Annotated in this window: 11 protein-coding genes; 7 read left to right on the top strand and 4 right to left on the bottom strand. The window is 65.6% G+C overall.

Going from position 1 to position 12055, the window contains the following annotated elements; translation table 11 throughout:
* A partial coding sequence (locus I0Q12_RS02155; protein ID WP_197250383.1) for a CaiB/BaiF CoA-transferase family protein occupies window positions 1–2431 on the top strand: 2431 nt, incomplete at its 5' end.
* Here I0Q12_RS02155 and I0Q12_RS02150 read toward each other — a convergent pair.
* Window positions 2405–3133: a TetR/AcrR family transcriptional regulator gene (locus I0Q12_RS02150; protein ID WP_197250382.1), complete on the bottom strand. Its 729-nt coding sequence runs from the start codon at window positions 3131–3133 to the stop codon at window positions 2405–2407. The two genes, I0Q12_RS02155 and I0Q12_RS02150, sit on opposite strands and share 27 nt — an antisense overlap.
* Window positions 3134–3314: 181 nt before the next feature.
* On the opposite strand from I0Q12_RS02150, the gene I0Q12_RS02145 reads away from it, so the two are divergent.
* From I0Q12_RS02145 to I0Q12_RS02120, 6 genes are all read left to right on the top strand, one after another.
* Window positions 3315–4436: an amidohydrolase family protein gene (locus tag I0Q12_RS02145; RefSeq protein WP_197250381.1), complete on the top strand. Its 1122-nt coding sequence runs from the start codon at window positions 3315–3317 to the stop codon at window positions 4434–4436.
* Window positions 4437–4441: 5 nt separating this feature from the next.
* On the top strand, window positions 4442–5653 hold the full coding sequence (locus I0Q12_RS02140; protein WP_197250380.1) for a thiolase: 1212 nt from the start codon (window positions 4442–4444) through the stop codon (window positions 5651–5653).
* Window positions 5650–6093, top strand: a complete 444-nt coding sequence (locus tag I0Q12_RS02135) for a Zn-ribbon domain-containing OB-fold protein (protein ID WP_197250379.1) — start codon at window positions 5650–5652, stop codon at window positions 6091–6093. Before I0Q12_RS02140 ends, I0Q12_RS02135 begins: the two co-directional genes overlap by 4 nt.
* Window positions 6094–6096: 3 nt before the next feature.
* Complete coding sequence (locus I0Q12_RS02130) at window positions 6097–6312, top strand: hypothetical protein (RefSeq protein WP_197250378.1); 216 nt, start codon at window positions 6097–6099, stop codon at window positions 6310–6312.
* A gap of 144 nt (window positions 6313–6456) precedes the next feature.
* A complete protein-coding gene (locus tag I0Q12_RS02125) occupies window positions 6457–7167 on the top strand; it encodes a PaaI family thioesterase (protein ID WP_231609846.1) in 711 nt (236 codons plus the stop codon).
* A 125-nt stretch (window positions 7168–7292) separates the two neighbouring features.
* Window positions 7293–8492, top strand: a complete 1200-nt coding sequence (locus I0Q12_RS02120; RefSeq protein ID WP_197250377.1) for an NAD(P)/FAD-dependent oxidoreductase — start codon at window positions 7293–7295, stop codon at window positions 8490–8492.
* 213 nt (window positions 8493–8705) lie between these two features.
* Here I0Q12_RS02120 and I0Q12_RS02115 read toward each other — a convergent pair whose 3' ends face one another.
* The 3 genes from I0Q12_RS02115 to I0Q12_RS02105 form a co-directional block, all read right to left on the bottom strand.
* On the bottom strand, window positions 8706–9686 hold the full coding sequence (locus I0Q12_RS02115) for an ABC transporter ATP-binding protein (protein ID WP_197250376.1): 981 nt from the start codon (window positions 9684–9686) through the stop codon (window positions 8706–8708).
* On the bottom strand, window positions 9676–10689 hold the full coding sequence (locus I0Q12_RS02110; protein ID WP_197250375.1) for an ABC transporter ATP-binding protein: 1014 nt from the start codon (window positions 10687–10689) through the stop codon (window positions 9676–9678). The genes I0Q12_RS02115 and I0Q12_RS02110 overlap by 11 nt, the downstream gene beginning before the upstream one ends.
* 66 nt (window positions 10690–10755) lie before the next feature.
* The coding region (locus I0Q12_RS02105) for an ABC transporter substrate-binding protein (RefSeq protein ID WP_197250374.1) at window positions 10756–12055 on the bottom strand (1300 nt) is incomplete at its 5' end.

Genomic DNA, 12055 nt, shown 5'->3' with positions numbered 1-12055 from the left:
ACCGCTCGCCGGCCTGGTCGTGGTCGATCTCTCCACAACGTTGGCCGGCGCCCAGGCAACGCAGTTCCTGGCGGACGCCGGAGCAGACGTCGTCATGGTCGAGCCGCGCGGCGGAAGCCCGCTCCGGCGGGAGCCCGGGTGGCCTGCACTCCTCCGCTCGCGGCGCAGCATCGTTCTCGACCTGGAGACCGACACCGACCTCGAAGTCCTCGACGGCCTGCTGGCCCGCGCCGACGTCCTCGTCACCACGATGGGCCCTGCGGAGTTGAAGCGCCGCGGTTTCACCGCTGAGGCGCTCTCCGCGCGGTACCCGCGTCTGGTCACGGCGACGATCACGGGCTGGGGAACCAAGGGGCCGTGGTCCGACTACAAGGGCTACGAGGCGCTGGTCATGGCCAAGTGCGGAATCTTCCACTCGAAGCGTCAGCTCACACCGGGGCCCGACCCGACGTATGTGTCGGTGCCCTATGCCTCGTTTGGTGCGGCACATTCTGCCGTCCAGGGCATCCTCGCCGCGCTGTTCGAGCGTGAGAACAGCGGGTTGGGGCAGGTGGTGGAAGCCAACATGGTGACCGGTGTCGGAGCCTACGACCCGTACAACTGGTTCTACGAGATGATCCTCCACCGGTACCCGGACGCATTCGAATCCCAGGTCGCGGCCTTTGACGATCAAGGCCGGCCGCAGTCGAGGCTGATGTTCGCACTCCTGGTGGCGACCACCAAGGACGGGACGTGGTTGCAGTACTCGCAGAGTGCGCCTCGCCTGCTGAAGGCGTGGGTGGAAGAGCTCGGGATGGCCGAGGAACTGACCGATCCGAAGTGGGCAGGATTCCCGGCGCTTCCCGACGCCGACCTGCGCTTCGAGTGGTGGAACAAGATGATCACGAAGGTCGGAGAGCGGACCCTCGCCGAGTGGGAGAGCACGTTCGAGCGGAACCCGAACGTCGCGGCCGAACAGTTCCGCAGCCCGGAGGGCGCCTTCGACCATCCGCAGTTGGTTCACGACGGGCGCGTCGTCACGGTCGAGGATCCCGACCTCGGTCCGGTGCGTCAGCCTTCGACTCTGGTCCATGCGGCCGGACGGCCCCTGACCGCGCTGCACCCCGCGCCCCGCATCGGTGAGCATTCCGCAGAACTGCGCGAGTTTGCGGCCTCGTCTCCGGTTGCAGACCTCGCATCCGTCACGAGTGAGGCCGGCGACTCGAAGTACCCGCTCGAGGGCGTGACGATTCTCGAACTCGGTGCGATGTACGCCGGGCCGTACGCCGCAACCGTGCTCACGGATCTCGGTGCGCGCGTGATCAAGATCGAGCCGCTCGACGGTGACCTCACCCGGGGGATTATGGCCTTCCCCGAGGCCGGAGGCGCCAAGGTGCTGCAGGGCAAGGAGAGCATTGCCGTCGACCTTGGCACCGATGAGGGTCAGGAGATCCTGCACCGGTTGGTCCGGAGGTGTGATGCTGTGCTGCAGACCTACCGGGCCGGCGCGTCCAGGCGGCTGGGTGTCGACGAGCAGTCCCTCCGGAAGATCAATCCGGAACTCGTCGTTCTCAATGCGGTCGGGTACGGCGTCGACGGGCCCTACGCATCGCGTCCCGCGTACGCGCCCTCGATGGGCGCGGCCTCAGGTGTCTCCGTCACCGACTCGCCGCTGGTCAGGCAGGGACCCGAGGATCGAGAGGAGCTGCTTGCCGGCGCGCGCAGCCTCTACGCCGGCGGCACGGTCCCGGCCGTGCAGTCCGATGGCGTGGCTGCACTCGGTGCGGGATCCGCGTTGATGCTCGCGATCTACGCGAAGCGGCGCGGAATCGCCATGCAGGACGTCGTCACGACCATGCTGGCGAGTTGCACGCAGATCCTGATCGCGCGAAACGCCAGCTATGAGGATCGTCCGGAGGCGCCGCGCGTCGACGAGGAGTTCCGTGGGCTCGGCCCGCTGTACCGGATGTACCGGGCCGCCGACGGCTGGGTCTTCCTCGCCGCGCCCGAGGAGGACGAGTGGGCCCCGCTGGCCCAGGCACTCTCCGACTACGATGAGATCGCCGACCCGCGCTTCGCCGATGCCGCATCGCGTGAGGCCAACGCCGACGCATTGGTGAACGCCCTTGCCCGGATCTTCGTCACGCGCGAGAAGGACGAATGGGAAGCAATTCTCACGAGACAGGACGTGGGTTGTGTTGCCGTGTCCCAGGAATCGGCGGAGTGGCGTATGCAGACCGACGAGTTTCATGAGGCCGGATACACGGCCGACGCCGTGAGCCCCGTCTTCGACGAGCACCGACGATTGGCTCCGCTCAGCCAGTTCTCGCGTTCAGCCGTCAAGGCCGACGCCGGTTGCACCCTCGGGCAGCACACCGATGCGCTGTTGAGCGAAATCGGCTACGACGCAACGCAGATTGCCACGTTACGGGACAAGTCGGTCGTCGGTTGATTCGACGGTGGCAGCAGGGGTGGAGTGTGCGCTCGCGTCGGTCTTCAGCAGGTCTGAGGTGCTCGCGGAGACCGGCGCGGTCAGCATGCCAACCCATCCGTCCACGTAGCTACTCAGTCGTGCCTCGCTGATGCGGTGTTGCCTGCGGGCGTGGTCGCTGAGCATGTGGAGCACGCTGTTGTAGAGCTGGACCTCCCGTCCGCGGCTGACGCGTTCGGGCATGTCGGCGAGGACATCGAGGGGTATCTGGCTCGAGACGTCGACGGTGTCGTTCTCGAACTGCCTCGGCCAGTACTCGCCGTGCGACAGCGGATTCTCGTTCAGTTTCGCGAGGAACGGCACGAACATTTCGCCGCGTTCTATGCTCTCCACCAGCGGACGAACTATGAGCCACACCGCCGTTCGGGGATCGCCGAGGCTGTTGTCGGCACGCGCCGCCTCGAGGAGTTCGGTTCGCCGGGCGTCGATGGTCCGGTAGCGAAAGTCGATGAGAGCGCGGACGAGGCCGGCCTTCGATCCGAAGTGGTATGCGATGACCGACGAGTTCGACTGTCCGGCCTGAATCTGTATCTCCCGCAGAGTGACTCCTTCGACACCATGCCACGCGAATAGGCGCTCGGCCGAGACCATGAGGAGCTCTCGGGTCGCCTCGCCGGCAGTGTGCCTTCTTCGATTGGTGGCGGCGTCCTTCTCGTGCGGCATGTGCGATTTCCTTCAGTGTCGAAATATGCAGGTCGTTCGGTGGGGCAGGTCCACAATGCCACCCATGGGCGCAAAAGGTAATGGAAAAGTCTTAGAAAGTATGGACACATCGCTAACTTGGTGAGATAGTCGATCTATCCCGCCGCCGCTCTTGTGCGGCATGAACTCGGAGGATCGCGTAATGCAGAAGATCTGGACAAACTCCGGCGACTCGCACTTTCTCGAGCCGGATGATCTGTGGACGACCCGGCTGCCGAAGGCACTCGCCGACCTGACTCCCAAGTCGCAGAAGGACCCTGACGGCGAGTACGAGACCGTAACGGTGGACGGTCAGACCTTCCGTCGGAAGCTGCCGACCTCGGCGGCCGTCGAGTTCCTGGCGGAGACTCGGAAGGCAGTCGGTATTCGGGACGCGAAGGCTCGCCTCATCGACCTCGACGAAGAGGGTGTGTGGGCAGAGGTCATCTTCCCGTCTCTGGGCATGTGGTCGTCGACCTTCCGTACACCCGAGTTGCTCAAGGCGTGCATGCGTGCCAGCAACGAATGGGCACTGGAGGAGATCGTCCCCGTCTCGGAGCGCTTCGTGGTGACCGCGCAGGTCTCGACGCTCCGTATCGAGGATGCGATCTCGGAACTCGAGTGGGCAGCGGAGCAGGGCTTCAAGGCGGTCTTCCTTCCGACCACGCCGCACCCGAGCGCGCCGGACTGGCACGACCCGGCCTGGGAGCCGTTCTGGGACGCCGCGGAGCGGGCGCGTATGGTCCTCGCCGTCCACATCGGGACGGACCCGGTAGACGTCACGGCCGGCGGTGCCGGTGTCGTCTACCGCGGCCCCGGCGGTGCGGTGATGAACTACGCCGAGACCACCTTCTCGGGCCAGCGATTCGCGATGAAGCTGGTGGCCTCCGGTGCCCTCGATCGCCATCCGGATCTGCGGATTCTGATCTCAGAGGGGGGCGCGACGTGGATCCCGTTCCTCGGTGACCGCATGCTCGAAGGCTACCGACAGCACAGCATGGTGGTTCGCCCGAAGCTCAAGCGCGATCCGAAGGAGACCCTGATGACGCAGGTGTACGCCTCCTTCCAGCACGATGAGACCGCGGTTGCGGCGCACGATGCCATGGGCTACAAGAACGTGATGTTCGGTTCGGACTACCCGCACATGGAGGGCACCTTCGGACACACGCAGGAAACCCTGAAGCAGCTGTTCGACGGCGCGTCCGATGAGACCCGCCTGCGGATCACCCAGGGTGCGTTCTTCGAGCTGTTCCCGCATGTCCCGGCATGCCCCACAGGAGTGTGACGCATATGCGCAAGGATTCGGGAAGCCGCGACGTCTCGATCGTCGGCGTCGGCGCCACACCCTACTATCGCCGAGGCGAGTCCGCCGGCCAGAGTGTCACGCAGCTCGCGAGCGAGGCCATCCTCGCCGCATGCGAGGACGCGGGCATCTCCGTGAAGGAGATCGACGGCTTCGCGTACTACTCGGGTGCGGGCGCCGGCTACGGCGACAAGATGGAGACCGTGGACTTCATGGAGACCTTGGGAATTCCCGAGGTCCGGTTCACGGCGACCATTACCGGCGGTGGCGGCGGATCGGCCGGAGCGATCGGTCTCGCCCGGGCCGCGATTGTGGCCGGAGACGCCGATGTCGTGGTCACCGTCATGGCGTTGCAGCAGGCGAAGCAGCGTCTCGGGACCGTGATCTCGGCCAAGCCGCCGACCCCGCTCGGTTCGTTCGTGCAGCCGTCGGGACTGGCCGGCCCCGGCCACCTGATGTCGGTGCTCGCGCGTCGTCACATGTACGAGTACGGCACCACCCGTGACGCGTTCGCCGAGGTCGCGATCTCGACCCGCAACAATGCACTGAATCGGCCCAAAGCCATTCAGAAGACGCCCCTCACCCGCGAGGAGTACTTCGCTGGGCGGATGATCGCGGAGCCGCTGTGCGTGTACGACTTCTGTCTCGAGACCGACGGTGCGATCGCGATCATCACGACATCGACCGAACGTGCTCGCGATCTGAAGCAGAAGCCGGTTCCGGTGGTTGCGGCCGCACACGGCGGATCGCGGGACTGGGGTCGCGGGTTCACCTGGTACGGAATGCCTGCGGACACCTTCGCCTCCTCCGGTCACCGGTCGGTGGCCGACCGCCTGTACAAGCAGGCCGGCCTGACCGCCCAGGACATCGACGTGGCACTGATCTACGACCACTTCACGCCGATGGTCGTGATGCAGCTCGAGGACTACGGCTTCTGCGAGAAGGGTGAAGGCGGCCCCTTCGTCGAGAGCGGTGCGATCCGCTACTCACCGAAGAAGCGAAAGGGGGCGGTTGCCGTCAATCCCCATGGCGGGCAACTGTCCGAGGCCTACATCATCGGAATGACCCACGTCTTGGAGGGAGTTGAGCAAATGCGCGGTACTGCGATCAATCAGGTCGACGATGCCGAGTACGCGTTGGTCACGGGTGGGCCTGCCGCTCTTCCGGTCAGCGGACTCATCCTGGGGCGTGACCGATGACCGAATCACGCCTCGCCTCGGTGCTCCCGGCTGAGCGGATCAGGATTGCCACCGACTCCTCGACCGAACCGTTCTGGCAGGCCGCGAAGGAGGGTCGTCTGGTCGCGCCCAAGTGCAGCGCCTGCGGTAGCTTCCGCCTGCCGCCGACGCCGTACTGCCCAGAGTGCCAGTCGAAGTCGGTGGACTGGATCGAGCTGTCCGGCCGGGCGAAGGTCTACAGTTTCGCGGTCGTGCACAAGTTTCCCGGGTATCCCGATCTGACCCTGGTTCCGGTTGTCGTCGAACTGCCGGACGCCCCTGGAACGCGACTCGTCACGAACGTCGTCGACGTCGCACCCGAGGACGTGCACATCGGTATGAACCTGACGGTCGACTTCCATCCCATCTCAGATGGTTGGCAGTTACCCATCTTCCGAGTCGATCCCGAGAGTGAAGGCTGAATCATGGCCGACGACTACGAGAGCGCGCTCGAGGAGAAGCCACTCGAGTTCATGACGAGCATCGCCAACAGCGGTGGATCGTGTGATGGTCAGTGCATCATCCCGGAGGGCGATCACTACTCGTGCTGGTGCACGTGCGGTGAGTGGAACATCGAGGCGCCCAACCAGAAAGAGGGGCTGCGTCTCGCCCGCCTCCACACCGGCAGCGTCACGGAGTGAACTTCGGCAACGCCAGGGGTGCCCGGTGGTCGAGGAGAACCGCCCCTGGCGTTACCGGTTCCATTGCCAATGTCGTTCGCTCGTGTCCGGACCTCGAGTTCCGAGTCCACGGCGAGCGTCCCGAATTCGAGAGGGGAGTGTCGATTGACGCCGCAGGAGTACGTGCAGGCGATGGAGCAGGCGGGGGTCGGCACGGCGGTCCGTGACGACACCGCGTCGACGGGGATCGACATGCCCGAAGTGGACGACGTGCCGGTCGCCGAATCCTGGGCCGCGCCCATTAAGGCGGGAGACGAGAACAACACGGCCTATGGCGCCATGATCGCGCGTCTGCGTGATTTCCTGGACTATCTCGCAGCGGCTCGGCCGGACGCCGATACCGTGGCAGCCCTGCATGCCGATCTCGAAGGGTGGGGTGAGCGATTGGCGCCGATGGCGGTGGCGGAGCGGGATCAGTTGTTCGGCCATCTTCGGGACCAGCACGGGCGGGCGCAGACGATGTCGCCGCAACTCGTAGTCCGGAAGGCGGATCGCGACAATGTCTGGGGCACAGTCCGTTTCGGTCGGTACTTCCTGGGTGGGAACGGCGCCGTGCACGGCGGAGCGGTACCGCTGCTGTTCGACGAGGTCCTCGGCCGACTGGCGAACTCGGCGGGCCGACCGCATTCCAGAACCGCCTATCTGAACACCGACTTCAGATCGGTCACTCCGGTCGGCGTCGAACTCACCGTGCGCGGGTGGTTCGTGAGCGAGGAGGGTCGTAAGCGGATCGTGCGCGCGGAGGTGCGTCACGGGGACGTCCTGTGCGCGGAGGCGGAGGGATTGTTCGTCCAGCTCAATCCCGGTCAGCTCTAGAGATTTCCCGGTGCGGCGAGTGCGGATGTCATGACGCGCTCGCCGCATCTTGCTTGATTGTTTGGAACGATTGGTCTAATTTATTTGTTGGCGTGAGCCACAGAGAGTGTGATTGGGAGCCACGTATGGCATCTCCGGATTCGGTTTTGGTGGTCGGAGCTTCTGCGGCTGGCCTCTCCACCGTGGAAGCGCTGCGGCGCAAGGATTATACGGGCACGATCACCGTCCTCGGTGACGAGCTGCACGCCCCCTACGATCGTCCACCGCTGTCCAAGCAGGTCCTTTCCGGTGCCTGGGATCCTGGCCGAGCCGCGCTCCGGACCGACGAAGCCCTGAGCGGGCTGGACGCGGACTTCGTCTACGGCGACCCGGCGGTGAGCCTGGATGCGGCCACCCGAACGGTCCACACCGCAACGAACAGGGAGCTGACTGCCGACGCGATCGTCATCGCGACCGGAGTGCGTGCGCGCTGGCTGCCCGGGACCGAGGGCCTCGGTGGAGTGCACGTGCTGCGTTCGCTCGAGGACTCTTTGGCCCTGCGCTCCGACCTGCAGGCCGGCACCCGGCTCGTCGTCGTGGGCGAAGGCGTTCTCGGATCCGAGATCGCGGCCACGGCACGGACCCTCGGTGTCGAGGTGACCATGGTCGGGCCGCAGCCGGCACCCATGGCACTGCAGGTCGGTCCGATGGCCTCGGAACTGCTCGCGACGCTCCATCAGGACAACGGCGTCCGACTGCGTCTGGGCACGGGTGTCGTCGGTCTGACAGAGACCGACGGTCGAGTAACCGGTGTTCGACTCGCGACGGACGAGGTTCTCCCTGCCGATGCCGTTGTCGTTGCGATCGGGGCGATTCCGGCGACGGACTGGTTGGCGGGCAGCGGTCTGCGCTTGGAGAACGGCGTGGTCTGCGACTCCCGGTGCCGGGCAGCCGACGGGATCTACGCGGTCGGTGACGTGGCGCGCTGGCATCACGAGCACTTCGGTGAACTCATCCGCCTGGAGAACCGGACCAATGCCACCGACCAGGGGGCCGCGGTGGCCGGGGTCATCCTCGGCGACGACGAGCCGTATGTGCCCGTCTCGTACTTCTGGACCGACCAGTTCGATGTGAAGGTCCAGGTGCACGGCATCATTCACGCCGACGCCGAGGTGGAGATCGTCGAGGGCGACCTGTCGGCGCGACGATTCGTCGCGCGCTACAGCAAGGACGGCGTCGTCACCGGTGTTCTCGGCTGGAACATGCCGAAGCAGGTGCGCCAGCGTCGTCAGGACGTGATCGACGGCCAGTCCGCCGCATTCGCGTCCTCGCTCACGGGAGCGTGACGCCGCGCCGCAGGTGTGAAACGCAGGACAGAACATCCCCCGGTACGAACACAGTTCGTTGTTCCGGGGGATGTTTCTGTCGGCCGGTGGCCCGCCGTCCCCAGGGACGCGAAGAACCTCCAGCCGGTGGCCTGCCTGGAAGGCAGGCCACCGACCGAAGGGCTCGGGTGGCGTCTGGTAGCCCGGACGCGACGGGCGTTCCGCTGGACGGGGTCAGTCTGCCGGGAAGTGGCAGGCCGCGTACTGGCCCGGGCGAACCTCGGCCATGACGGGCTCCTCCTCGGCGCACTTGGCCTGCGCCGAGGGACACCGTGACCGGAATCGGCAACCCGCCGGCGGGCGGAGCGGGGACGGGATGTCACCCTGCAGTGCGGGTCCCGCGAATCCCTTGTCGGGATCGGTCAGCGGGACCGAGTCGAGCAGCGCCCGGGTGTACGGGTGCGCGGGGTTGTCGTACACCTCGACGGAATCGCCGAACTCGCACACCTTGCCCAGGTACATGACGAGCACGTTGTCGCTGACCGCCCGCACCACACCCAGATCGTGAGCGATGAAGATGATCGTCAGGTCGTACTTCTTCTTCAGGTCCTCGAGGAGGTTGAGGATCTGAGCCTGCACCGAGACGTCGAGGGCCGACACCGGTTCGTCGCAGATCAGTAGATGCGGATTGAGCGCGAGGGCCCGGCCGATGGCCAGGCGCTGGGCCTGTCCGCCGCTGAGCTGGCGAGGCAGCATCGACGAGAATCGGTCGGGGGGCAGTCCCACCTGCTCCAGTACGGTCGTCGACGCCTCGGCCTGGTCGTCGCCGGAGGCTCCCGCGATGGCGAGGCCCTCGGTGACGATGTCCTTCACGGCCCGGCGCGGATTGAGTGATGCGACCGGATCCTGGAAGATCATCTGCATTTCGCGACGGAGTTCGCGCATGGCCTTGGCCGGCAACCGTTCGATCCACTCGCCATCGTAGCGAATCCGGCCACCCGCAATGGGATCGAGGCGCAGAACGGCCCGGCCGGTGGTCGACTTGCCGCACCCGGATTCGCCCACGATGCCGAGGGTCTCGCCCTTGCGGACGTCGAAGCTGATGCCGGCAACGGCCTTGAACGACCCGCCCTTCGTCCGATACTCGACTTCGAGGTCCTGAACGCTGAGGAGTGTGTCTTCTCCGCGCAGATGCGCGGTTCCGCTACCGGCCATCGGTTGTGCCTCCGACTGATGAAAGAGATAGTGCTGATACAGGATTGACGCACGCGAACCGATGGTCTCGGTCGACGACGGTCATGGGGGGGTTCTCCTCCGAGCACTCTGCCGTCGCCGCCTCGCAGCGAGGAGCGAAGCGGCAGCCCGTCGGAGGGTCGGTGGGCGATGGCAGCGAGCCGGCGATCAGGTTCAACGGTGCGTGGCGTTCATGGTCGAGGGTCGGGGTCGCCCCGAGCAGTGCATGTGTGTACCGATGGTGGGGCGAGGCGAAGATCGACCTGGTCGATCCGACCTCGGCCAGCCTGCCGGCGTACATGACAGCCACGCGGTCGGTGCGTCCAGCGACAACCGCGAGATCATGGCTGATGAGCATCAGCGACATACCGCGCTCGGTCTGCACTTTCCGAAGGAGATCGAGGATCTGCCGTTGGATGGTGACGTCGAGGGCGGTGGTCGGTTCGTCGGCGATGAGCAGGTCCGGCTCGCATGCGAGTGCGATGGCGATCATCACGCGCTGACGCATACCGCCTGACAGTTCGTGTGGGTAGTTGCGGAGCCGCCGCTCGGGATCCGGCACGCCGACCTCCTGGAGGAGGGTCAGCGCGCGATCGTGCGCCTCGGAACGTGAGACGCCGAGATGCCTCCGGATGCCCTCGGTGATCTGGCGTTCGATCCGGACGACGGGATTGAGCGAGCGTCCGGGGTCTTGGAACACCATCGCGATCTGTTTCCCCCACACCTCCTCCCGATCCTTCCGGCTCAGCGACATGAGATCGCGTCCTTGGAAGTACACCTCGCCGGTCACGGCGGCATGGCTCGGCGTCAGGCCCATGATGGCGCGGGCCATCACGGACTTCCCCGAGCCGGACTCACCCACCACCCCGAAGGCCGTGGATGCCGCCACATCGAAGGACACTCCGTCGACAGCCTGCACCACGCCGCGAGGTGAACCGATGTACGTGTGGAGGTTGCGTACCTGAAGGACAGGGGTGTCAACCATGGTTTCTATGCCTTTCGCTGTGCCGAGCAGGGAACCTCTCGTGGCCGAGAGGTTCCCTGCCGAAGGTCACTTCTGGAGCCAGAGCGTCTCGGGGAGGACCGAACCCATTCCGTACTGCACGACACCGCCGACGTTGTTGTTGGCGATGTACGCGGGCGCGGCGCGTGTGTAGAAGATCAGCGGGTACAGCTCCGCGAGACGCTGCTGGACAGCCTCGTAGGCTGCTACCTGCTCTGCCGGGTTCTGGGCGGCCAGACCCTTGTCCAGCGCCTCGTCCAGCTGCGCATCGGAGATTCCGCTGTAGTTGCCCTTGGAGGTGCTGTGCAGTCCGAACCACAGACGCGGCTCCGGCTCATTGAACATCAACCCTGCGACCAGGACGTCGAAGTCTCTCTGCGCCATGATCTGCCCGAGTTGCGCGAGGTCAATCGTCTTGACGTTGACGGTGATGTTGTTCAGCGTGCTCAGCTGCGTCTGGATGGCCTCGCCGACCGCACGATTCGACGGATACAGCGACAGAGTGAACTCCAGCGGCTTGCCCTCGGCGGCGAGTTCGTCGAGGAGGCGCTGCGCCTCGGCGGGATCATGTTCGGCGAGGGGGATGTCCTTGTAGGAGGGTGAGGACTCGTCGAACAGCGTCCAGGGCAGCTCCGCGGTGCCCTCGAACGCGGCGTTGTTGATGCCGTCGAGATCCAGCGCAATTGCGAATGCCTTGCGGGCGCGCACGTCGTCGAACGGTGCCTTTGTTGTGTTCAGCGCCAGATCGGTTCCACCGCCGAGCGGGACGACCGCGTTCTGGAGCCCCGCGTTCCTCGCCTTGGCGACGTTCGACCAGATTCCCTCGAGGGCCAGGTCGGCGCCGCCGCTGGCGAGGGTGTTGTACCGCTGGTCGGCGTCACCGATTGCCCGGATCTCGAGCTTGTCCAGGTAGGGGAGTGGTGCGTCGTAGTAGTTCTCGTTGCGGGTGAGCTTGATGACGTCCTGGCGGGACCACTGTTCGAGGGTGTACGGGCCCGCGCCGACCGGGTTGGCGTCGATTGACTGTTGACCGCCCTGCAGTGCGGCGGGGGATGCGATCCAGTTCATCGACGTCTCCACGATCGCGTTCGCGAAGTTCGGCACCGGATTCACCAGGGTCACTTCGAGGGTGCGGTCGTCGACTACCCGGCTGCTTTCGACCAGCGACGCCTGCGGAATGTCGGGTGAGGCGGTGGCGGGATCCTTGATGTGCTCCCAACCGTACTTGACCGCTTCGGCATTGAACGGGCTGCCGTCGGAGAACTCGACACCGTCGCGCAGTGTGAGGGTGAAGGTCTTTCCCCCGTCGGAGGTGGTCAGGTTCTCTGCGAGCTTGAAGTCGATCTCA

It is taken from the genome of Rhodococcus sp. CX, assembly GCF_015865005.1.
Lineage (GTDB): Bacteria > Actinomycetota > Actinomycetes > Mycobacteriales > Mycobacteriaceae > Rhodococcus.
Note: the sequence above shows the minus strand (reverse complement) of the source record. Positions and strands in the feature narration are given on the sequence as shown.

What these genes read in the sequence shown, in the direction of transcription:
- I0Q12_RS02150 (WP_197250382.1), bottom strand. Translation starts at nt 3,133, where the DNA reads ATGCCGCACGAGAAGGACGCCGCCACCAATCGAAGAAGGCACACTGCC.
- I0Q12_RS02145 (WP_197250381.1), top strand. Translation starts at nt 3,315, where the DNA reads ATGCAGAAGATCTGGACAAACTCCGGCGACTCGCACTTTCTCGAGCCG.
- I0Q12_RS02140 (WP_197250380.1), top strand. Translation starts at nt 4,442, where the DNA reads ATGCGCAAGGATTCGGGAAGCCGCGACGTCTCGATCGTCGGCGTCGGC.
- I0Q12_RS02135 (WP_197250379.1), top strand. Translation starts at nt 5,650, where the DNA reads ATGACCGAATCACGCCTCGCCTCGGTGCTCCCGGCTGAGCGGATCAGG.
- I0Q12_RS02130 (WP_197250378.1), top strand. Translation starts at nt 6,097, where the DNA reads ATGGCCGACGACTACGAGAGCGCGCTCGAGGAGAAGCCACTCGAGTTC.
- I0Q12_RS02120 (WP_197250377.1), top strand. Translation starts at nt 7,293, where the DNA reads ATGGCATCTCCGGATTCGGTTTTGGTGGTCGGAGCTTCTGCGGCTGGC.
- I0Q12_RS02115 (WP_197250376.1), bottom strand. Translation starts at nt 9,686, where the DNA reads ATGGCCGGTAGCGGAACCGCGCATCTGCGCGGAGAAGACACACTCCTC.
- I0Q12_RS02110 (WP_197250375.1), bottom strand. Translation starts at nt 10,689, where the DNA reads ATGGTTGACACCCCTGTCCTTCAGGTACGCAACCTCCACACGTACATC.